24 protein-coding genes are annotated in these 19,325 nt (G+C 64.0%); 16 read left to right on the top strand and 8 right to left on the bottom strand.

Features of this window, described 5'->3' with window-relative positions:
- Positions 1 to 16: 16 nt before the first annotated feature.
- Positions 17 to 655, bottom strand: a complete 639-nt coding sequence (locus tag LB572_RS24340; protein WP_140808927.1) for a YfbR-like 5'-deoxynucleotidase — start codon at positions 653 to 655, stop codon at positions 17 to 19.
- Positions 655 to 1,533: a YgfZ/GcvT domain-containing protein gene (locus LB572_RS24335; protein ID WP_224669513.1), complete on the bottom strand. Its 879-nt coding sequence runs from the start codon at positions 1,531 to 1,533 to the stop codon at positions 655 to 657. Before LB572_RS24335 ends, LB572_RS24340 begins: the two co-directional genes overlap by 1 nt.
- Positions 1,534 to 1,618: 85 nt before the next feature.
- Here LB572_RS24335 and LB572_RS24330 point away from each other — a divergent pair, with 85 nt between their 5' ends.
- The 3 genes from LB572_RS24330 to LB572_RS24320 all read left to right on the top strand — a co-directional run bounded on the left by LB572_RS24330 (position 1,619) and on the right by LB572_RS24320 (position 4,007).
- Positions 1,619 to 2,950 carry a dihydroorotase gene (locus LB572_RS24330; RefSeq protein WP_224669512.1) on the top strand — a complete coding sequence of 444 codons (1,332 nt, stop codon included), beginning with the start codon at positions 1,619 to 1,621 and terminating at the stop codon, positions 2,948 to 2,950.
- Positions 2,951 to 3,001: 51 nt separating this feature from the next.
- Complete coding sequence (locus LB572_RS24325; protein ID WP_140808921.1) at positions 3,002 to 3,226, top strand: hypothetical protein; 225 nt, start codon at positions 3,002 to 3,004, stop codon at positions 3,224 to 3,226.
- Between the two features lie 67 nt (positions 3,227 to 3,293).
- Positions 3,294 to 4,007 carry a nucleotidyl transferase AbiEii/AbiGii toxin family protein gene (locus tag LB572_RS24320; RefSeq protein ID WP_224669511.1) on the top strand — a complete coding sequence of 238 codons (714 nt, stop codon included), beginning with the start codon at positions 3,294 to 3,296 and terminating at the stop codon, positions 4,005 to 4,007.
- 9 nt (positions 4,008 to 4,016) lie between these two features.
- Here the strand turns inward: LB572_RS24320 and LB572_RS24315 are convergent, their stop codons facing one another.
- The 4 genes from LB572_RS24315 to LB572_RS24300 form a co-directional block, all read right to left on the bottom strand.
- A complete protein-coding gene (locus LB572_RS24315) occupies positions 4,017 to 4,796 on the bottom strand; it encodes an alanine and proline-rich secreted protein Apa (RefSeq protein WP_224669510.1) in 780 nt (259 codons plus the stop codon).
- A gap of 133 nt (positions 4,797 to 4,929) precedes the next feature.
- Complete coding sequence (locus LB572_RS24310) at positions 4,930 to 5,187, bottom strand: hypothetical protein (protein WP_040984202.1); 258 nt, start codon at positions 5,185 to 5,187, stop codon at positions 4,930 to 4,932.
- A 355-nt stretch (positions 5,188 to 5,542) separates the two neighbouring features.
- A complete protein-coding gene (locus LB572_RS24305) occupies positions 5,543 to 5,920 on the bottom strand; it encodes a TIGR02301 family protein (protein ID WP_224669509.1) in 378 nt (125 codons plus the stop codon).
- Positions 5,921 to 5,991: 71 nt separating this feature from the next.
- Positions 5,992 to 6,417, bottom strand: a complete 426-nt coding sequence (locus tag LB572_RS24300) for an NUDIX hydrolase (RefSeq protein WP_224669508.1) — start codon at positions 6,415 to 6,417, stop codon at positions 5,992 to 5,994.
- 117 nt (positions 6,418 to 6,534) lie between these two features.
- On the opposite strand from LB572_RS24300, the gene LB572_RS24295 reads away from it, so the two are divergent.
- Complete coding sequence (locus LB572_RS24295) at positions 6,535 to 7,296, top strand: SOS response-associated peptidase (protein WP_224669507.1); 762 nt, start codon at positions 6,535 to 6,537, stop codon at positions 7,294 to 7,296.
- A gap of 166 nt (positions 7,297 to 7,462) precedes the next feature.
- Here the strand turns inward: LB572_RS24295 and LB572_RS24290 are convergent, their stop codons facing one another.
- Positions 7,463 to 7,618: a hypothetical protein gene (locus LB572_RS24290; RefSeq protein ID WP_112095803.1), complete on the bottom strand. Its 156-nt coding sequence runs from the start codon at positions 7,616 to 7,618 to the stop codon at positions 7,463 to 7,465.
- 441 nt (positions 7,619 to 8,059) lie between these two features.
- Here LB572_RS24290 and cysS point away from each other — a divergent pair, with 441 nt between their 5' ends.
- The 9 genes from cysS (at position 8,060) to LB572_RS24245 (ending at position 16,038) form a co-directional block, all read left to right on the top strand.
- Positions 8,060 to 9,502, top strand: a complete 1,443-nt coding sequence (cysS, locus tag LB572_RS24285; protein WP_224669506.1) for a cysteine--tRNA ligase — start codon at positions 8,060 to 8,062, stop codon at positions 9,500 to 9,502.
- 202 nt (positions 9,503 to 9,704) lie between these two features.
- Complete coding sequence (locus LB572_RS24280; RefSeq protein ID WP_224669505.1) at positions 9,705 to 10,094, top strand: endonuclease domain-containing protein; 390 nt, start codon at positions 9,705 to 9,707, stop codon at positions 10,092 to 10,094.
- Positions 10,091 to 10,477, top strand: a complete 387-nt coding sequence (locus LB572_RS24275) for a VOC family protein (RefSeq protein ID WP_224669504.1) — start codon at positions 10,091 to 10,093, stop codon at positions 10,475 to 10,477. The genes LB572_RS24280 and LB572_RS24275 overlap by 4 nt, the downstream gene beginning before the upstream one ends.
- Before the next feature lie 33 nt (positions 10,478 to 10,510).
- Positions 10,511 to 11,002, top strand: a complete 492-nt coding sequence (locus LB572_RS24270; RefSeq protein WP_140808903.1) for a GFA family protein — start codon at positions 10,511 to 10,513, stop codon at positions 11,000 to 11,002.
- Positions 10,999 to 11,475, top strand: coding sequence for a GFA family protein (locus LB572_RS24265; protein WP_224669503.1), 477 nt, complete (start codon positions 10,999 to 11,001; stop codon positions 11,473 to 11,475). The genes LB572_RS24270 and LB572_RS24265 overlap by 4 nt, the downstream gene beginning before the upstream one ends.
- The gene (pip, locus tag LB572_RS24260) at positions 11,472 to 12,437 is read left to right on the top strand and encodes a prolyl aminopeptidase (protein ID WP_224669502.1); all 966 of its coding nucleotides are present in this window, start codon (positions 11,472 to 11,474) and stop codon (positions 12,435 to 12,437) included. Before LB572_RS24265 ends, pip begins: the two co-directional genes overlap by 4 nt.
- Positions 12,438 to 12,486: 49 nt before the next feature.
- A complete protein-coding gene (gene cimA, locus LB572_RS24255; protein WP_140808898.1) occupies positions 12,487 to 14,103 on the top strand; it encodes a citramalate synthase in 1,617 nt (538 codons plus the stop codon).
- Positions 14,104 to 14,409: 306 nt separating this feature from the next.
- On the top strand, positions 14,410 to 15,336 hold the full coding sequence (gene rarD, locus LB572_RS24250) for an EamA family transporter RarD (RefSeq protein ID WP_140805563.1): 927 nt from the start codon (positions 14,410 to 14,412) through the stop codon (positions 15,334 to 15,336).
- Between the two features lie 15 nt (positions 15,337 to 15,351).
- Entirely contained in the window at positions 15,352 to 16,038 is a 687-nt protein-coding gene (locus LB572_RS24245) for a glutathione S-transferase family protein (RefSeq protein WP_224669501.1), read from the top strand.
- A 10-nt stretch (positions 16,039 to 16,048) separates the two neighbouring features.
- Here LB572_RS24245 and LB572_RS24240 read toward each other — a convergent pair whose 3' ends face one another.
- Positions 16,049 to 17,044, bottom strand: coding sequence for a transporter (locus LB572_RS24240; protein WP_224669500.1), 996 nt, complete (start codon positions 17,042 to 17,044; stop codon positions 16,049 to 16,051).
- Between the two features lie 245 nt (positions 17,045 to 17,289).
- On the opposite strand from LB572_RS24240, the gene LB572_RS24235 reads away from it, so the two are divergent.
- The 3 genes from LB572_RS24235 (at position 17,290) to LB572_RS24225 (ending at position 19,257) form a co-directional block, all read left to right on the top strand.
- Positions 17,290 to 17,511, top strand: coding sequence for a DUF680 domain-containing protein (locus LB572_RS24235; protein WP_224669499.1), 222 nt, complete (start codon positions 17,290 to 17,292; stop codon positions 17,509 to 17,511).
- A gap of 275 nt (positions 17,512 to 17,786) precedes the next feature.
- On the top strand, positions 17,787 to 18,758 hold the full coding sequence (locus tag LB572_RS24230) for an MBL fold metallo-hydrolase (protein WP_224669498.1): 972 nt from the start codon (positions 17,787 to 17,789) through the stop codon (positions 18,756 to 18,758).
- A gap of 37 nt (positions 18,759 to 18,795) precedes the next feature.
- Positions 18,796 to 19,257, top strand: a complete 462-nt coding sequence (locus LB572_RS24225) for a tetratricopeptide repeat protein (RefSeq protein WP_224669497.1) — start codon at positions 18,796 to 18,798, stop codon at positions 19,255 to 19,257.
- The last annotated feature ends 68 nt before the right edge of the window (positions 19,258 to 19,325 follow it).

Raw genomic sequence — 19,325 nt, 5'->3', positions numbered from 1 at the left:
TTAATTTAGCGTTCTTCTACGTGGTTGAATTCATGGCAAGCGAAGACTGGCGCTTGGCTTCCAGCATCTTGAAACGTTTGAGAAATGCCGTTTGCGCCCAGGTCACGGATTTTGGCGTGAAGTCGAAGCGGTCGGCGGAGAAGCCGCGCGGTCGGCCGAAATACTCGGTCGCCTCCGCGGTCGAGAAGCCGGCCAGCTGCGTCGCCTCGTAATAGGCGGCGATCTGATCGGCGCGCTTGATGTCCTTGCGCAAGGAGGCGGCGAGTTCCGCCGGCAGCGAGAAACGCAGATGAATGGCGCGCTGCAGACGCAGCTCGCAATCCTTGTAGGAACCGCCCATCACCGATTTGAACGGCGAGATCATGTCGCCGATGACATATTCGGGCGCATCGTGCAGCAGCGCCGCAAGCCGCGCCTCGGCCGGAGCGGCGGGTTCCAGTTCGCCATAGAGGGCTTCGACCAGCAGCGAGTGCTGCGCGACGGAGAAAGCATGGTCGCCGCTGGTCTGGCCGTTCCAGCGCGCGACGCGGGCAAGGCCATGCGCGATGTCGGCGATCTCGATGTCGAGCGGCGAGGGGTCGAGCAGGTCGAGTCGCCGGCCAGAAAGCATGCGTTGCCAGGCGCGCGGCGGCGCCCCGGCCCGGTCGGCCGCCATCAGGCCTCCTCCGCGCTGGCCGCGTCCTGCGGGAAGGAGAACTTCGCCCAGGCGGGAATCGCGAGCGTTACCGGAACCTCGCCAGCCATGATTGCCTCGCCGGTATCGACCGCCGCCTTGACGCGGTCGATGCGGGCGACGGCAAGACCGGTCCGGCCGCCGACAGACCCGCGCGCGCCGACCGGACGCCCGGCGACGGTGAGCTCGGTCCCGGCGGCGGGCAGGGGGCTATCGGCCGACGCGATCAGCACACGACGACGCGCGGTGCCGCGATGCTGCATGCGCGAGACCACTTCCTGGCCGATATAGCAGCCTTTCTTGAAGCCGACGCCACCTGTCTCGTCGAGCAGCACGTCATGCGGGAAGGCATCGCCGAGCTGGTAGTCGGAACCGCTCTCCGCCATGCCGTTGCCGATGCGCAGCGCCAGCCAGGCATTCGGATTGCCGCCGTCCTTTGCCTCGCCTCCGTAGCTGCGCCTCACCGCAACATCGCGGAAGCGCGTGTCGGCAAGCGCCTTTGCGTCAACCGCGATTGAATCGAAATCTGAGGCGGTTGAATCATCGCCCCATGCGACCGTGACAAGCACATGATCCTGTTTGGCAATCTCGGCTTTCGCCCTTAGCCGGTAAAGCATCAGCCGGCGCACGAAATCGTCGGCGATGTCGGCCCGGCATTCCAGCTGGAAGCCGTTGTCGCCCGCGCGCGAGACCAGGAAATCGAACAGGATCTTGCCCTGCGGCGAAAGCAGCGCGCCGGGCTTCGCCTGGCCCGGCCCGAGCGTGTCGAGATCGGTGGTGAGGATGTTCTGCAGGAAATGCTCGGCATCGGGGCCTGACACGGAAATGAGCGCGCGGTCTTTGAGTTGGGCAAAGGGCATGAGGGTAAAATCGGCCTGATCTTGCAAAACGTTCGGTCATTACGTAAGCCGGCCACACTCCCCCCGCAAGAGATTGGACCTGCCCATGGCAACCACCTTCGACCTCATCCTGACAGGCGGCACGGTGGTCAACCACGACGGCGAGGGTTTTCGCGACGTTGGCGTCAAGGAGGGCCGCATCGCGGCCATCGGCGATCTTAGCCAGGCCTCGGCCGGCGAAACTATCGATTGCAAGGGCCTGCACATCCTGCCGGGCGTTGTCGACAGCCAGGTGCATTTCCGCGAGCCGGGGCTGGAGCACAAGGAAGATTTGGAGACCGGCTCCCGCGCCGCGGTGCTCGGCGGCGTCACCGCCGTCTTCGAGATGCCCAACACCAATCCGCTGACCACCAGCGAGGCAGCACTTGCCGACAAGGTGCGCCGGGCCACCGGACGCATGCATTGCGACTTCGCCTTCTGGGTCGGCGGCACGCGCGACAATGCCGGCGATGTCGGCGAACTGGAACGGCTGTCGGGCGCGGCCGGCATAAAAGTGTTCATGGGCTCGTCCACTGGCGACCTTCTGGTCGAGGACGACGAAGGCGTCGCTTCGATCCTGCGCAACACCCGCCGCCGTTCCGCCTTCCACTCGGAGGACGAGTTTCGTCTGCGCGAACGGCTTGGCGACCGCGCCGAGGGCGATCCCTCGTCCCATCCGGTCTGGCGCGACGAGGTCGCGGCGCTGCGCTGCACGGAGCGCCTGGTGCGAATTGCCAGGCAGACGCGCGCGCGCATCCATGTGCTGCACATCTCGACGGTCGAGGAGATCGTCTTCCTCGAACGGCACAAGGATGTCGCGACCTGCGAGGCGACGCCGCATCACCTGACGCTGAGCGCTGACGACTATGCCAGGCTTGGCACGCTGATCCAGATGAACCCGCCGGTGCGCGCCGCCCGCCACCGCGATGGCGTCTGGCACGGCATTTCCCAAGGCATCGTCGATGTTCTCGGCTCCGACCACGCGCCGCACACGCTGGCCGAGAAGGCGAAGACCTATCCGGCCTCGCCGTCCGGCATGACCGGCGTGCAGACGCTGGTGCCGATCATGCTCGACCACGTCAATGCCGGCCGGCTCACCTTGCAGCGCTTCGTCGATCTCTCCAGCCATGGCCCGCAGCGCATCTTCGGCATGGCCAGGAAAGGCCGCATCGCCGCCGGCTACGATGCCGATTTCACCATCGTCGACCTGAAGCGGCGCGAGACCATCACCAACGCGCAGGCCGGCTCCAAGGCCGGCTGGACGCCGTATGACGGCAAGCAAGTGACAGGTTGGCCGGTCGGCACCATCGTGCGCGGCACGCGCGTCATGTGGGAAGGAGAGATCGTGACGCCCGGCCAGGGCAGGGCAGTGGAGTTTTCCGAGGCGCTGCCGGCTTAATCCCCGGCGACATTGGATTTGTTAAGCGCTCTGCACTATCTTGAGCATGCTATGACCGCGAATATTGCGACGATCATTCCTGCAGACTTTCCCGAGCTCCAGGCCCTCGCCTGGAACCGCGATGCCGCGCGCCCGATCCCCGCGAAAGAGGCCTTTGCCCTTTACGAGCGCAACTGGCGCTTTGTCGATCAAAAGCGCCTTACGGCACGTGAGAAGCTGCTTATCATGAAGTTGGCTGACAAATTTGGCCACGGTATCCTTCTGACCACGTCGTGATAATCCATCTTTCTGTCCTCAATGCGCGCAGCAGCTGCGCTCGACGGGAATATCGCGGGTAAAGATCATGAAGGCGTTCGGAAAACCGGAACACAGAGTAATTGCCGAAGCCCTCGGGCTGATGGACCGTGACTTTCTGGCGGCAACCCAATGCTGGTTTGGCGGCGGCACAGCCATTGTCATGAAGCTCAGCGAGTATCGTCGGTCACTGGATCTGGATTTCCTTTGCGCCGACGCCACCGGCTACCGCGAACTGCGCACGCGAGCCTCGGAACTCGGCGTTCGAGCTTTTTTCCCTGAACCCGTCGATGCCATCAGGGATTTCCAGATCGACCAGTATGGCCTGCGAACCGTGGTGCGTCTCAAAGAACAGCCGATCCGCTTTGAAGTCGTCCGGGAAGGCCGCATCGATTTGCGCGGTCATTTCGACGAGGATTTGGGGATACCGGCGCTCGTTCCTGCAGACATGTTTGCCGAGAAGCTGCTGGCGAATGCTGATCGATGCCAGGATCGTGCTGTCGCGTATCGAGATGCCTTCGATCTCGGGATGCTGGTCAAGGCGTATGGGCAGATCCCGACTGAGGCCCTCGACAAGGCGCAAAGCGCCTATGGCCCCGACATCGAACGGAAAATCGCCTGGGTGGTGGGCAAACTCCGGGATAAAGGCGAATTGCGCGACGCAGCCGAAGCCTTGCACATGGATCCTGTCATTGGAACCGACGCCATCTCGGCCCTTCGAAACGAAGCGGCTCGGATATGGCCGGAGGCCGACAACCGATAGGTTTCCGGCTTAATCCCCGGCGACGAAGAACAGCCACTGGCCCGTCGGCGTGATGCCGACGCGGTAGAAGATGTAGGCGCCGAACTGCTTCATGTCGTCATAGTCGCTTGCGGTGACCAGCTTGAACAATTCGACGCGCTGCCTGGGATCGAGCTTGTCGAGCGGCAGCGCGAAGAAATACGGCCAGACATAGAGTTCCTGCGGCGTGCCGGTGTCGACATGGACGTAGCCCGCCGAAAGCACCTCTTCCAGGATGGCTAGGATTTCCTGGCCGTCGCCGTCGCCCGAAAGGCTCTTCAGGAAGGTGATCGGGTCGCCGTCGATGTCACCCAGCGACAACTGCGTCATGGAATCGCCCTTGCCGATCAGCGATCTCAGCTTCTCGATGTCGCCGCTTTTGCAGGCCTCGATGATCAGCCCATGCATGCGCTTGACTGGTTCGGGAAGCGTGTTGAGGTCGTAGACGACCGCCGGCGGCGGTTGATCGGGATCGGCGCGCGGGCTGGTGATGCCGCCATTGGCGGGCGGCGTCTCCGGCTTGTCCGTGTCGTCGGCAGGCTGGTCCGAAGGCTTGGAGCCGGGCGCCTCCGGCATCGGCACCGTGGCGCCGGGGGCGGCGTTGTCGCCATTGGCGGGCGGGGTCACCGGGGAAGGCAGGTCCTCGCGCTGGATTTCGCTCAGCGCGTAGGAAGGCGTGCTGGCGAAACACAGGGACAGCGCCAGGCAGGAAGCGGCGATCAGGATGCTGAGGGCCAGCCCGCGCGGCCGGCCTGACATCGAAAATCTCACCGCTTGCCTCTCCATGGTTCCCGGGTTCGGCCCCCGGGCCGGCGCTCTGAGAATCCAGGCGCACAGGCATGATGCCCAAATGGCGTATCGCCGTCAAAAACTCGTGATCAAAAAGTCGCTGTCAAACAGGTGGCTAGTGCTTCAGCCGTTCCGGCTCGAAAGCGCCGGCAATCACCTTTTCCCGCATGCGGTCGAGCAGCGCGAGCGCGGAGGTCTCGCCATTGGCGCGCAACATCTCGCCGAAAGCCGTCTCCAGCGCTGCCTCGGCGATGATTTCCGGTTCGATGCCCGCCGACAGGCCTTCGGCCCAGGCTTCGCTGTGGCTCTCCACGGCGGTCAGCCGCTTTTCTTCCCTGACCAAAGCGTCGATGTCGCTGACACCATGTTCCATTGCGATGTCCACCTTCTGCAAGCGTCGATCCGGCGAGGGATCCGGCTTGGTCTGTCAGTTCGTCCGCAGCCTCATTTAAGTCTTTGTAAATACGACATTTTTACGGTCGAAATCTACATTTCGGACAAGGCTGTACTCAATCGATTTCAAGCTTAGCCGATTAGACCGGCTTGGGGCACCAAAACCTTCAGTTTGAGTTAATTCCACAATCGCACGCTAACGTTTCATTAACGCTGTTGCGCAAGTGCAACACATGATTGCACCAGAGCGGGACAGGAGACAATAAGGCACATCACATTGGCGCCGATTGTCGCAAAAAATCTGCGCAAAACGCGCGGCAGCCGCTGATCCGGCCTCAATTCCCATAGCGGGAAGCGATATCGCGCGACAAGGTCTCGCCTTCCTTCATATAGCGGGCGATGGCCTCGGTCGCCGAGGGCGTGCATTGCGTGTAGATGCCGCTGAAAGAGCGGTAGCCGCGGTTGAAGGAGGCGATGAAACGGGCGCGCCGGTCGGGATCGGGGTTTTCCGATTCGAGCAGCTTTTCCATCTCGGCCCGCCAGTGGTCGCCCTTCTCGCCGCACAGGTTGCGCAGGAAATGCAGCGATCCCAGCACTTCCGCCAGCCGCATCAGCCCTGGCTCGAACGGCGCCTCGGCGGCGGGCACCGGGAATGCCGCTACGGCGAGACCGACAGCGAGGCACGCGGCGAGAAGAGGGGAGGCGCGGGTCATCAAAACCTTGCGATGAAAGGGCAGGGCTTTGTGGCGAAACATTTTGTCGCCTGCAAGGCCATTGTGGATGCTCACCGCGTGGCGCCTTGCGTGGGGCCGAGCAACTCCTCGGCGACAGAGAACACGTCGCCGGCTAGCGGCATCTCGGCCATTTCCGCCAGCGTGTAGAACGCCGCGGTCTCGGCGTCATCGCTGGCCACGGGTTCACCGCCTGCATAGGCGGCGCCAAACACCGTCAGCAGGTAGTCGACCGCGTGGTTTTCGGCACTGCCGTCGATATGGATGTCGCGCAGCGGCCGATAGCCTGTCGCGTCGAGTCCGGTTTCTTCAAGCAATTCGCGCGCCGCGGCTTGCGCCAGCGTTTCGCCCGGCTCGACCTTGCCGCCGGGATAGGCGTAGAGCCCTTGCGACGGCGCCCGCGCACGCTTGACCAGAAGCACCGTCTCGCCACGAACGACGGCGACGGAAACGGCCGGTATGATCTTGCGCTGTTCCATGCGTGCCGATCTTTCTGCAGCCTTTTGTGGACCGATTGGGCGAATCCAGCTTTAGCCGTTGCGGCGTGGCGGTTCCATCGCCACTTTCATTGCACATCAATCGAAGAGCCCAGATCCATGTGCGGACGCTTTGCCCTGACCGCCACGCCGGACCAGACCGCCGCTTTTCTCGGCCTTGCCGAGCTGGAGGAGTTTCCGGCGCGCTACAACATCGCGCCGACGCAGCCAGTGCTGATGGCGCTTGCCGGGCCGCCGCGGGAGCCCGGTTCCAATCTGCCGGACCGCCAGGCGATGCTGGTGCGCTGGGGCCTGATTCCGGCCTGGGTCGAGGACACCAAGGCGTTTCCGCTGCTCATCAACGCGCGCTCCGAAGGCGTGCTGCAAAAGGCTTCGTTCAAGACCGCGATGCGCCACCGCCGGGCTTTGGTGCCGGCGTCGGGCTTTTACGAATGGCAGCAGTCGGGCAGCGGCAAGGGGCAACCTTACTGGATCCGCCCGCGACGCGGCGGCGTGGTCGCCTTCGCCGGCCTGATCGAGACTTTTTCCGAACCGGGCGGCTCGGAGATGGACACCGGCGCGATCCTCACGATTGAGGCCAACGCCGGCATCGCCCATATCCACGACCGCATGCCGGTGGTGATCGAGGAACGCGACTTCAGCCGCTGGCTCGATTGCCGCACGCAGGAGCCGCGCGATGTGCTCGATCTGCTGAAGCCCGCCGAGCCCGATTTCTTTGAGGCTGTCCCGGTTTCGGACCTGGTCAACAAGGTCGCCAACACCGGGCCGGAGATTCAGGAACGCGGCATCGTTTCGCCGCAGGCCGAAAAGCCCAGGCGCCAGAAGCCTGGCGCGGACGAAAACCAGATGAGCTTGTTTTAAAGCAATTCCAGGAAAAGTGTGGAGCGGTTTTCCGTCCGGAATTGCGCTAGCCATTTAAGAAGGCTGCCTGCCTCGAGGGCTGCTTTGGGGCCTTCATCTCCAGGGCACCGTTCGGTGCCCTTATCGCCGGGTCCCCATCGTCGGGGACCGTGCCGGTCGTGCCGTTTCAGGCAGCGCGTGGCGAGACGATCTTCTGCGCCGGCTTCTTCTTCTTCGCGGTGTGAAGGAGAGCCGCGACGATCGCCGCCGGGCCGATCGCACGGTAGTGGCTGGCCAGTGCGGGCTGCGTTTGTCGGTTCTGTTCCTGCTTGTTGCGAGCCATGGTTCTCTTCCCTGGTAACGGTTTCGTGTCCAGCGTTTGGCGGCTGATTCCGACCAAATCGTGACATCTGGCGGTCTAGCCGGCGAATGTTTCATCACTGTGCCGACATGTTTAATAAAATGTTTCGCCCTGTCTTTACCTGTGATCCGGCGACATCTTTCCTAAGTGGAGCGACTTGACGGCAACACCTGCCGGCGCGATAAAGCCGCCCATGAAAACGTCTTTCGCCATTTGTGGCATTTGCATTATTGGCTAGCCTCGCGCTGGTCCGGACGTTTTCGCCTCATCTTTCCCTAGAGTGGACAAACGCCCCGGCCAGCAGGCTGGAGCCCGATTTGTGCCTGCGGCGCAGACAAGGCTCCGACCAGAGCATGATCCCGAAACCAACCGGTTTTCGGACCAGATCATGCTCAACTGAAGTAACGGATCGGAAGGGCACGCATGTCTGACGCATCGAAGGGCCTCAGCCTCTACAACACGCTAACGCGGACGAAGGAGCATTTCGTTCCGATCGATCCGTTGAATGTGCGCATGTATGTCTGCGGCCCGACCGTCTACGACTTTGCCCATATCGGCAATGCGCGTCCGGCGATCGTCTTCGACGTGCTTTTCCGTCTGTTGCGCCAAGTCTACGGCGAGAGCCACGTCACGTATGTGCGCAACATCACGGATGTCGACGACAAGATTAATGCCAGGGCGCTTCGCGATTTCGGCGAGGCGATCGCTGACGGCAAACTCTCGCTCAACGACGCCATCCGCAAGGTCACGGAAAAGACCGCCGACCAGTACCACAAGGATGTCGCGGCCCTCGGCTGCCTGCAGCCGACCTTTGAGCCGCGTGCGACGGAGTTCGTCGCGCCCCGCGCCGACGGCAAGGCCGACATGCTGTCGCTGATTTCGCAACTGATCGAGCGCGGCCACGCCTATGTCGCCGGTGGCGAGGTGCTGTTCGACACCGCCTCGATGCCGGACTATGGCGAATTGTCGAAGCGCAATCTCGACGAGCAGCAGGCGGGCGCGCGCATCGCCGTCGACGCGCACAAGAAGAATCCCGGCGATTTCGTGCTGTGGAAATTGTCGAGCCCGGAAGAGCCGGGCTGGGAAAGCCCATGGGGCAGGGGCCGGCCCGGCTGGCACATCGAATGCTCGGCCATGTCGGCCGCCTATCTCGGCGAGGTCTTCGACATCCATGGCGGGGGCCTGGACCTGATCTTCCCGCACCACGAGAACGAGATCGCCCAGTCGCGCTGCGCCCACGGCACCAAGGTCATGGCCAATGTGTGGATGCACAACGGCTTCCTGCAGGTCGAAGGCCAGAAGATGTCGAAGAGCCTCGGCAACTTTTTCTCCATCCATGAACTGCTGGAGACCAGCACTTTCGGCGGCCGCACCTGGCCGGGCGAGGTGCTCAGGCTGGCGATGCTGATGACGCACTATCGCGAGCCGATCGACTTTTCCGTGCGCAAGCTGGAGGAGGCGGAAAACACGCTGCGCAAATGGAAGCGCGCCGCAGACCTCGCGCCAGCGGCCGCGAAGGACCTGCCGGAAGAGGTGGTGGAAGCGCTGTCGGACGACCTCGCCACCTACACCGCCTTCCAGCGGCTGACGCAGCTCGCCGGCGAGGCGGGTGATGCCGGCGGCGAGAAAGCCGCCGCTTCGCTGAAGGCCGCACTTGCCTTCCTCGGCTTCGACGTCGGCGCGGCCAAGGTGGACGAGGCGGCGGTCGCCAAGGCGATCGCCAAGCGCCTGGAACTGATCGCTGCCAAGAATTGGGCCGAGGCCGACCGTATCCGCGACGAGCTTCTGGCTCAGGGCGTGCAGTTGAAGGACGGCAAGGATGCAGCCACCGGCGAGCGCGTGACGACCTGGGAGATCAAGCGGTGAGGGAGGGCGCTCTCATGGCGGAGAGGTTGGCGCCAGGCCCCCCTCTCTGTCCTGCCGGACATCTTCCCCTCAAGGGGGGAGATTGGATGTCACACAGGCTTTCGCCAATCGCCAACGTTGAAGACTGGACGCCGTCAGCGAAGCTGCTGATCTCCCCCCTCAAGGGGGAGATGCCCGGCAGGGCAGAGAGGGGGGCCTCGCGATGACCCATCATCGGGTATCTCCCGCCAATCGCGGCAATGCGCGCAAGGCGATGACCGATGCCGGGTTGAAGCTTTGGAATGAGGTGCGTGCTGATAGGCTGATGGGAATGGCGTTCAGGCGCCAGATGCCGATAGCTGACTACATCGTTGATTTTGCCTGCCCCAGCAAGAAGCTGATCGTTGAGCTGGATGGCTCTCAGCATTCGTCGCCTGACGTCTCAGCTTCCGACGCCGCGCGAACCACGAAGCTCGAAGCACTAGGCTGGACCATCCTGCGCTTCTGGAACGACGACGTGATCCGCGATATCGACAATGTCTGCCGGCACATCGTCATCGTGGCCGGCCTGGCCGCTGCGCCCGCGCCACCAATGGAGGAGCTCGTCCCGTGATCGATCATCTCGGCATCAATGTATCCGACTTCGAGAAGTCCAAAACCTTCTACGACAAGGCGATGGCGCCGCTCGGCGCTTCGCTGCTCTACATGGTGCCGCAGGAATATACCGACGGCGCCAAGGTCGGGGGCTATGGCCGCGACCGGCCGGTGTTCTGGCTGAGCGACAGCACCGACAAGCCGAGATCCAACCAGCATGTCGCCTTCACCGCGCGCAGCCGCGCCGAGGTCGACGCCTTCCATGTGGCGGCACTTGCCGCCGGCGGCAAGGACAATGGCGGGCCGGGCCTGCGGCCGCACTACCACCCCAATTATTACGGCGCCTTCGTCTTCGATCCCGACGGCAACAATGTCGAAGCGGTCTGCCATGATCCGGAGTGAGCCCCAAAAGCAGCCCATGATCGGGAGCGTGCCATGAGCCTCGACAACCGGCCGGTCTACACCGGCGGCTGCCAGTGCGGCGCCGTGCGCTTCCGCGTCGAGGGCGCGCTTGGCGACGCATCCGTCTGCCATTGCCGCATGTGCCAGAAGGCGAGCGGCAATTTCTACCTGCCGCTGGTCTCTGTGCGTGGCGCCACGCTCGACTGGACGCGCGGTGAGCCGAAACGCTTCCGCTCGTCCAATGCCGCTTGGCGCGGCTTCTGCGCCGAATGCGGCACGCCGCTGACCTTCGAGGCGCCCGACGGTGTGGCACTGGCGATCGCCACTTTCGATGATCCGACCGGCATCGCACCGACCATCCAGTGGGGCGTCGAGGCAAAGCTTTCCTATGTCGACGGCATCGCAAAACTGCCGTCAGAGGAGACGATGGGCGACGTCTCGTCGGCGCCTTACCTCGCCGAGCTCGTCTCCTACCAGCATCCCGATCATGACACCGACCAATGGCCGCCGGAGGAAAGACCATGACCGATCAAGTTCGAACCGGCGGCTGCCAGTGCGGCGCCGTGCGCTTTCGTATCAAGGGCAAGCTCGGACGCCCGTCCATCTGCCATTGCCGCATGTGCCAGAAACAGTTCGGCAATTTCTTCGGCGCGCTGGTGACGGTGCCGAAGGACGGCGTCGAGTGGACCCATGAGGAGCCGAGCTATTTCCAGTCCTCGGTCAACATCGACCGCGGCTTCTGCGCCCGCTGCGGCACACCGCTGACCTATCGCCAGCCGGGCGCGCTGGAGATCGCCATCGGCGCCTTCGACGACCGCTCGGATCTGGCGCCGCAAATCCAGGTCAACTACGCGGTTCGGCTGCCCTGGGTGGAGAAGATCTTCGAGGCGCCGACCCTCGACGATCCCGATTTCTATCGACGGCAGGAGCAGATCATCTCCTTCCAGCATCCCGACCACGAGACGGCCAACTGGCCGCAGCAGGGTTTGAAACTATGACAATCCACAACAGTTCCTTGCGTTCGCTCTATCCCGAGATCGAACCGTTCGATTCCGGCATGCTCGATGTCGGCGACGGCCACACCATCTATTGGGAGCGCTGCGGCACCAGGGGCGCCAAGCCCGCCGTGTTCCTGCATGGCGGCCCGGGCGGCACCATCTCGCCGAAGCATCGGCGCCTGTTCGACCCGAAACTCTACGACGTCATCCTGTTCGACCAGCGCGGCTGCGGCAAGTCGACGCCCAACGCCTCGCTCGAGGCCAACACCACCTGGCACCTCGTCGCCGATATCGAGCGCCTGCGCGAGATGGCGGGCTTCGACAAATGGCTTGTCTTCGGCGGCTCCTGGGGCTCGACGCTGGCGCTCGCCTATGCCGAGATGCATCCCGATCGCGTCAGCGAGTTGGTCGTGCGCGGCATCTACACGCTCACCCGCGCCGAGCTCGAGTGGTACTATCAGTTCGGCGTCTCCGAGATGTTCCCGGACAAGTGGGAACGCTTCCTGGCGCCGATCCCCGAGGCCGAGCGCGGCGACATGATGGCCGCCTACCGCAAGCGGCTGGTCGGCTCTGACCACAAGGCCCAGGTTGAGGCAGCACTTGCCTGGAGCCTGTGGGAAGGCGAGACGATCACGCTGCTGCCCGAGCCCGAGACCAGCGACAAGTTCGGCGAGGACGACTACGCGGTCGCCTTTGCCCGCATCGAGAACCACTATTTCGTCCATGCCGGTTGGCTGGAGGAGGGGCAGCTGCTGCGCGACGCTTGGAAGCTGAAGGACATCCCCGGCACCATCGTCCACGGCCGCTACGACATGCCGTGCCCGGCAAAATATGCCTGGGCGTTGCATAAGGCCTGGCCGAAGGCGGATTTCCGCCTCGTCGAGGGCGCGGGCCATGCCTATTCCGAGCCTGGGATTTTGGATCGGCTGATCCGGGCGACGGATAAGTTCGCTGGGAAATAGTGATGCACGTCCGCGCTCCACGGTGATCGCGGCCTTTCGAGCTACAGCCATGACAAAGCAACGCCTCTATCTCTTCGACACGACGCTGCGCGATGGCCAGCAGACGCCGGGCATCGACTTTTCCGTCGAGGACAAGATTGCCATCGCCAAGCTGCTCGACGCGTTCGGCATCGACTATGTCGAGGGCGGCTATCCGGGCGCCAATCCGACCGACACCGCCTTCTTCCAGAAGAAGCGGACGCAAAGCGCGAAGTTCGTCGCCTTCGGCATGACCAAGCGGGCGGGGGTCTCGGCTTCCAACGATCCGGGGCTGGCGGCGCTCGTGCAGTCGAAGTCCGACGCCATCTGCTTCGTCGCCAAGAGCTGGGACTATCATGTGCGCGTCGCGCTCGGCTGCACCAACGAGGAGAATCTGGAATCGATCAAGACCTCGGTCGAGACGGCGGTCGCTTCGGCCAAGGAAGCGATGGTCGACTGTGAGCATTTCTTCGACGGCTTCAAGGCCAATCCGGACTATGCGCTGGCTTGCGCGAAAGCCGCCTATGAAGCCGGCGCGCGCTGGGTGGTGCTGTGCGACACCAATGGCGGCACGCAGCCTTCGGAAGTGCGCGAAATCGTCGGCAAGGTCATTGCCGGCGGCATTCCCGGCGATCATCTGGGCATCCATGCCCATGACGACACCGGGCAGGCGGTGGCGAATTCTCTTGCCGCGGTCGAGGCCGGCGTGCGCCAGATCCAGGGCACGCTGAACGGCATCGGCGAGCGCTGCGGCAACGCCAATCTCATCTCCATCATCCCGACGCTTTCGCTGAAGCCTGCCTTCGCCGATCGCTTCGAAATCGGCATTTCGGCCGAGGCGCTGACCGGAATATCCAGGCTCTCCCGTGCCTTCGACGAATTGCTCAACCGCGCGCCCGAGGCGCAGGCGCCCTATGTCGGCTCCTCCGCCTTCGCCACCAAGGCTGGCATCCATGCCTCCGCCTTGGCCAAGGAGCCGGCGACCTATGAGCATGTTCCGCCGGAAGCGGTGGGCAACCGCCGTCGCGTCATGGTCTCCGACCAGGGCGGCAAGGCCAATTTCCTCGCCGAGCTGAAACGGCGCGGCATCGACGTGCCGAAGGACGATCACCGGCTCGACGCGCTGATCGCGGTGGTCAAGGAACGCGAGGCCGAAGGCTATGCCTATGAAGGCGCCGACGCTTCCTTCGAGCTGCTCGCGCGAAAAATGCTGCACGGCCTGCCGGAGTTCTTCAACGTCACCTCCTTCCGCTGCATGGTCGAGCGTCGCTTCGATGCCAACGGGCAATTGAAGACGGTCTCGGAAGCGATCGTGAAAGTGCTGGTCGACGGCGAGGAGAAGATGTCGGTGGCCGAGGGCCACGGCCCGGTCAACGCGCTCGACATCGCGCTGCGCAAGGACCTCGGCAAATACCAGGGTGAGATCGTCGACCTCGAGCTCGCCGACTTCAAGGTGCGTATCCTCAACGGCGGCACCGAGGCCATCACCCGCGTCCTGGTCGAATCGCATGATTCCACCGGCGCCCGCTGGTGGACGGTCGGCGTGTCGGAAAACATCATCGACGCCTCCTTCCAGGCGCTGATGGATTCGATCGTCTACAAGCTGATGAAGAACCGCGAGATGGCGGGATTGGTGGCGGCGGAGTGAGCTAAGGCGCCTTTCCTCGCCCCCGCAAAGCGGGGGAGAGGTGGCCCGGCGAAGCCGAGACGGAGCGGGGGGCGACCTACGCGAAGTCAGAGCCGATTCAAGAGAGAGCGCGAGGCCGGTCACAAACCAGCTTTGTCCTTGGCGGCAAATTGTCAGCCGCCGCGCTGACCCTCTCCGACGGGCCACCTCTCCCCACTGCGTGGGCGAGGAGACCGCGCGCAAGCCTTGAACCATCACGAAAAGTCGGTTGATCCATCATAATTTTGTGATGGTCTTGGACGGTCCGCTGGGCCATAGCGTTGAGCCATGGTCACCGCTACAGCCGATCTCGATGAGGATGCCAAGGGTCGCCGCGGGTTCCTTTTGGCGCTTGGGGCCTATTTCCTCTGGGGGCTCTTGCCTTTCTACATGAAGGCGGTGGCGCATCTGCCGCTTGCCGAGGTGATCGCCAACCGCGTCGTCTGGTCGGTGCCGATCGCCGCGGCGGTGCTCATCTGGGCCGGCCGCACAGCCGACTTCAAGGCGGCGATCCGCTCGCCCAAAAGCCTAGCCATGGCCGCGCTGACGGCGATGCTGATCTCGGTCAACTGGGGCATCTATGTCTGGGCGATCGCCGTGGACCGCACCGTCGAGACGGCGCTCGGCTACTACATCAACCCGCTCGTCGTCATCGTCGTCGGGGCGGTGCTGCTCGGCGAGCGGCTCGACCGGCTGCAGATCGTCGCGGTGGCGCTGGCGGCGGTCGCGGTGGCGGTGCTCACCGTCGAGGCCGGCAAGCTTCCCTGGGTGTCTCTGGCGCTTGCCTTCTCGTTCGCCGCCTACGGCTTCTTCCGCAAGACGCTGCCGATCGGCCCGAGCCAGGGTTTCCTGCTCGAAGTGCTGCTGCTGTCGGTGCCGGCGCTTTGCTACATCGTCTACCTGATCGCCACCGGCCAGGATCATCTCATTTCCAGCACCGGTGCCGACACCGCATTGCTGATCGGCTGCGGCCCGGTCACCGCGGTGCCGCTGCTGCTCTTTGCCTTCGGCGCCAGGCTGCTGCGCCTGTCCACCATCGGCATCATGCAATATATCGCGCCGACCATGGTGTTCCTGATCGCCGTGCTGATCTTCGATGAGCCGTTCGGCACGACGCAAGCGATTGCCTTCGCGCTGATCTGGGCCGCGCTCGCCGTCTACAGCTGGTCGATGTTCAGGGGGCGCGAGGTTCGGACGGCCCCTGCGGCAAGATAGGCAAGAGGACGTCCGATGTACGTTCTGCATATCGGCAACAAGAACTATTCGTCTTGGTCGCTGCGGCCATGGCTGCTGATGCGCGCCCTCGACATTCCCTTCGAGGAGCGGCTGACGCCGTTCCCGGCCGGACCGAGTTTCGACCTCTACCGGTCGTTCTCGCCCAATGGCCGCGTGCCCTGCCTTGTCGATGACGGCTGGGCGGTTTGGGATTCGTTCTCGATTACCGAATACCTTGCCGAACGCCATCCGGACGTTTGGCCGTCGCAGGCCAAGGCGCGCGCCTGGGCGCGCTCTGCCGCCGCCGAGATGCATTCGAGCTTCACCGCGCTGCGCAATCTCTGCCCGATGAGCTGTGGCGTGCGGGTCGAGCCATTGCCGATGTCCGGCGCGCTGAGGCATGACATCTTCCGCATGGGAGACTTGTGGAACGATGGCCTTGCGCGTTTCGGCGGGCCGTTCCTGGCCGGCGACCGTTTTGGCGCCGTCGATGCCTTCTTCGCACCCATCGCATTCAGGGCGCAATCCTATGGCCTGACTTTCGAAGGCGAAGCGAGTGCCTATCCGCGGCGGCTGCTCGACCTGCCGGCCATGCGTGAGTGGTACGCGGCCGGGCTTGCCGAGACGTGGCGCGAACCCGGCCACGAAGCCGAAGTCCAGGCCGCCGGCACCGTCGTCGAGGATCTGCGGGCCACCGCGTAGTCCGATTGCTTCAGACGCGCCCCAGCCGCCGCACGATCTTATAAACAATGCCGGCGATGACGACCGAAATCGCCGTCACCACCCAGAAGCCGTGCGGCGTGTCGACCAGCGGCAACCCGCCGACATTCATGCCGAACAGGCCGGAGATGATGGTCATCGGCAGCAGCACCGCTGTCATGACGGAGAGGATGTAGAGCAGTTGGTTCGACTGCTCGGTCAGCTTCGCCATCAGCTCGTCCTGCAACAGCCGCGTGCGCGCCTGCAACTGCTCGCCGTCGTGATGCAGCGTGTGCGCCCGGTGCGAAAGTCGCGTAGCCATGTCGTTGATCGGGTCGGGCAGCTCGTTGCGATGCGAATGGTCGAGGTGGCGGAAGAGGTTGGTGAGCGTCGCCATCTGCCGGTGGATCAGCACCAGCTGCCGGCGCGCGTCGACCAGCGCCTGGCGCTCATTGTGCCATGCATCGCACACGATGCGATCCTCAATGCCGTCGAGCGTGTCGCCCATCTTGTCGAGCTCGGCCGCCATGCCGTCGAGCGACTGGCCCATCACCGCCTCGATCAGCTCGGACGGCGTGCGGAATTTTCGCGTGCCGCCCTCCACCAGCTTGCGGATCTTGTCGACCGATTCCAGCGGCTGCTTGCGGGCGCCGATCAGCATCCTGTCGTTGAAGGCGAAGCGGAAATGCGTGAGCCCGCGCGCCTCGGCGAAGTCGTGCCTGAGGTCGGGCAGGTCGCCATAGAGGAAGTCGTCCTCGAAATCGATCTGGCAGCCATGGCTGGGCGACAGGAAGGCATCGCGCACCGGCATCGGCAAGGCCAGCTCGGCGCCGATCTCCTTGCGGGCGCGCATGTCGGTGATCTGGTAGCTGCGCCAGGTCCAGTGCGCCTCGGCGGGGTCCTTGGTGGGGGAACCGTCTTCCTTGAAATAGTAGATGAAGAACAGCCCGTGCTCGTCCGGCAGGTAGGGCGACAGGTCTGTGCCTTCGGCGGGCAGGGCGATGTTCATGGCGGCGTCGCCGGCTCTTGATGCGGTCGGGGTCGCGGGGGCGGCCATGCAGTTTCTAGCATGCGCCACCCGGTTGGGTGTGACAGTTCGATGACGGCCGGCGCCAGGCGGCCTCAGCCCCGATTTAACGCATCCCCAAAAAATTCTTCCGCGCCCCGGGAATAAAGCCCGGGCCTTCCGGGTCTTGCTGTGTAGCGAGGCCATCCTCCCAAGGCACGCATCAACCAACCCGGAGGACTACGCATATGAACAGAACCGTCTTCGCCGCTCTCGCCATCCTCGTTGCCACCGGCAGCGCCTTTGCCGGCAGCGATCGCTTCCCCTGGACGAATGGCGGCGAGCAGGCCGTCGCCATCGACACCACCACCACCGCTTCCATCGCGAAGCCGGACATGGACCGCCACGACATGAAGCCGGCGGCCAGGATCGCTGCGGAAGAGCCTGGCCAGGGCATTTGGGGTCGCTGAGCCGGCGGGACCGAAGGTCCTGATCCTGTGCGAGGAAGGCACGCCTCGCCCGGGCTCAACGACCAGACGACCCGATCTCCCCGGCGCCGGCCGGTCTTCAGTCGGACCGGCCGGCTCCGGTTTCCGCAGCCGGCGGAGGGTCGCACCGGGCCCTCCGCCATTCCCTGCACGTCGCCCAAAAGTGCGCAGCGGTTTTGGGACAACGACATGCGGCAAGCCATTGGACTACCGCCTGGAACCTGAAGCAAATTTGAAGCCACAAGAGGAGATTACTGATGTTCAACATGACACGCCGCATGATGCTCGGATCCGCCGCCGCCGCTGCCGCCTTCGGCATTGCCGGGAAGCTGGAATTCGCCCCCGCGGCTCACGCCGAAACCCCGGTCGAACCGCTGGTCGGCTTCTACAAATACAAGGTCGGCGCGCTCGAGGTCACCGCCGTCTATGACGGCATCTGGCGCAAGCCCCACGACCCGGCCTTCATCAAGGACGTGTCGGTCGACGACACCAAGGCCGCGCTCGCCAAGGCCGGGCAGACCACCGAGTTCATGCCGATCCCGCTCACCGTCGTGGTGCTCCAGATGAACGGCCGCACCATCATGATGGACGCCGGCTCCGGCGTCGGCCAGTGGCAGGCCAACGCCACACATCTGCCTGCCAACATGAAGGCCGCCGGCATCGACTACAAGGCGATCGACACCATCATGATCTCGCATTTCCATCCGGACCATGTCTGGGGCCTGATGGAGAAGGGCACCAACAATCCGGTGTTCCCGAATGCCGAGCTTGTCGTCAACGCCACCGAGTATAATTGGTGGACCGATCCGAGCCGCCTCGCCAAGCTGCCCGAGGGCCGCAAGCCAGCGGGCAAGCGCATCGCCGAGAACTTCCCGAAGTGGAAGAACTGGAAGCTGGTCGACGACGGTGCGGAAGTGGTGCCCGGCATCCGCCTCATGGCGGCGCCCGGCCACACGCCTGGCCATTCCGTCTACCATGTCGATGCCGGCTCCGAGCAGTTCCTCGTCTCGGCCGACACCATGTATGTGCCGGCACTGCTCGCCCCGCATCCCGAATGGCAGGGTAGCTACGACCAGGACGGGCCGATGGCGATCGCCACGCGCCACCGGATTATCGACCAGGTGATCGCCGACAATGTCCGCATCTGCGGCTCGCACTTCCCGTTCCCCGGCACAGGCAGCTTCGTCAAGGACGGCAACGCCTACGCCTTCACCCCAATGCAGATCTGATCTCAAATCGGATCCTGAGCAGAAAGCGACAACTCCCATGAAACACGCACTTTTCGCGGTGCTCGGCGCCATCGCCGTGCTGACCGCGGCCCCCATCGCCATCGCCGTCCCGGCCTATGCGGTGGACGACACCGAAGGCGCCGACGCGCCGGACCTGACGGCGGTGAAGGCCAAGATCGAGGCCAAGGACTACAAGGGCGCGCTGGCAGACTTGCGCGACCTGGCGCAGGACACCCAGCAGGCCGACGTCTACAACCTGCTTGGCTTCACGCTGCGCAAGACCGGCGACTACCAGACCTCGCTGACCTACTACACCAAGGCGCTGGAGCTTCAGCCGGACCACAAGGCCGCGCATGAATATCTGGGCGAGCTCTATGTCGAGACCGGCGACATGGCCAAGGCCAACGAACAGCTCGCCTCGCTGCAGAAGCTCTGCCCGGCTGGCTGCGAGGAGCTTTCCGACCTCAAGCAGGCCATCGACACCAAGGTGACGAAATAACACCGCCTGTTTCCTCGCCCCCCAAAGTGGGGAGAGGTGGTCGCGAAGCGGCCGGAGAGGGGGCTTGG

Source organism: Mesorhizobium sp. BH1-1-5, from assembly GCF_020165615.1.
In the GTDB taxonomy this organism is placed as follows: Bacteria; Pseudomonadota; Alphaproteobacteria; order Rhizobiales; family Rhizobiaceae; genus Mesorhizobium.
This window is presented reverse-complemented; position numbering and strand designations above follow the sequence as displayed.

What these genes read in the sequence shown, in the direction of transcription:
- LB572_RS24340 (WP_140808927.1), bottom strand. Translation starts at nt 655, where the DNA reads ATGGCGGCCGACCGGGCCGGGGCGCCGCCGCGCGCCTGGCAACGCATG.
- LB572_RS24335 (WP_224669513.1), bottom strand. Translation starts at nt 1,533, where the DNA reads ATGCCCTTTGCCCAACTCAAAGACCGCGCGCTCATTTCCGTGTCAGGC.
- LB572_RS24330 (WP_224669512.1), top strand. Translation starts at nt 1,619, where the DNA reads ATGGCAACCACCTTCGACCTCATCCTGACAGGCGGCACGGTGGTCAAC.
- LB572_RS24325 (WP_140808921.1), top strand. Translation starts at nt 3,002, where the DNA reads ATGACCGCGAATATTGCGACGATCATTCCTGCAGACTTTCCCGAGCTC.
- LB572_RS24320 (WP_224669511.1), top strand. Translation starts at nt 3,294, where the DNA reads ATGAAGGCGTTCGGAAAACCGGAACACAGAGTAATTGCCGAAGCCCTC.
- LB572_RS24310 (WP_040984202.1), bottom strand. Translation starts at nt 5,187, where the DNA reads ATGGAACATGGTGTCAGCGACATCGACGCTTTGGTCAGGGAAGAAAAG.
- LB572_RS24305 (WP_224669509.1), bottom strand. Translation starts at nt 5,920, where the DNA reads ATGACCCGCGCCTCCCCTCTTCTCGCCGCGTGCCTCGCTGTCGGTCTC.
- LB572_RS24300 (WP_224669508.1), bottom strand. Translation starts at nt 6,417, where the DNA reads ATGGAACAGCGCAAGATCATACCGGCCGTTTCCGTCGCCGTCGTTCGT.
- LB572_RS24295 (WP_224669507.1), top strand. Translation starts at nt 6,535, where the DNA reads ATGTGCGGACGCTTTGCCCTGACCGCCACGCCGGACCAGACCGCCGCT.
- LB572_RS24290 (WP_112095803.1), bottom strand. Translation starts at nt 7,618, where the DNA reads ATGGCTCGCAACAAGCAGGAACAGAACCGACAAACGCAGCCCGCACTG.
- cysS (WP_224669506.1), top strand. Translation starts at nt 8,060, where the DNA reads ATGTCTGACGCATCGAAGGGCCTCAGCCTCTACAACACGCTAACGCGG.
- LB572_RS24280 (WP_224669505.1), top strand. Translation starts at nt 9,705, where the DNA reads ATGACCCATCATCGGGTATCTCCCGCCAATCGCGGCAATGCGCGCAAG.
- LB572_RS24270 (WP_140808903.1), top strand. Translation starts at nt 10,511, where the DNA reads ATGAGCCTCGACAACCGGCCGGTCTACACCGGCGGCTGCCAGTGCGGC.
- LB572_RS24265 (WP_224669503.1), top strand. Translation starts at nt 10,999, where the DNA reads ATGACCGATCAAGTTCGAACCGGCGGCTGCCAGTGCGGCGCCGTGCGC.
- pip (WP_224669502.1), top strand. Translation starts at nt 11,472, where the DNA reads ATGACAATCCACAACAGTTCCTTGCGTTCGCTCTATCCCGAGATCGAA.
- cimA (WP_140808898.1), top strand. Translation starts at nt 12,487, where the DNA reads ATGACAAAGCAACGCCTCTATCTCTTCGACACGACGCTGCGCGATGGC.
- rarD (WP_140805563.1), top strand. Translation starts at nt 14,410, where the DNA reads ATGGTCACCGCTACAGCCGATCTCGATGAGGATGCCAAGGGTCGCCGC.
- LB572_RS24245 (WP_224669501.1), top strand. Translation starts at nt 15,352, where the DNA reads ATGTACGTTCTGCATATCGGCAACAAGAACTATTCGTCTTGGTCGCTG.
- LB572_RS24240 (WP_224669500.1), bottom strand. Translation starts at nt 17,044, where the DNA reads ATGAACATCGCCCTGCCCGCCGAAGGCACAGACCTGTCGCCCTACCTG.
- LB572_RS24235 (WP_224669499.1), top strand. Translation starts at nt 17,290, where the DNA reads ATGAACAGAACCGTCTTCGCCGCTCTCGCCATCCTCGTTGCCACCGGC.
- LB572_RS24230 (WP_224669498.1), top strand. Translation starts at nt 17,787, where the DNA reads ATGTTCAACATGACACGCCGCATGATGCTCGGATCCGCCGCCGCCGCT.
- LB572_RS24225 (WP_224669497.1), top strand. Translation starts at nt 18,796, where the DNA reads ATGAAACACGCACTTTTCGCGGTGCTCGGCGCCATCGCCGTGCTGACC.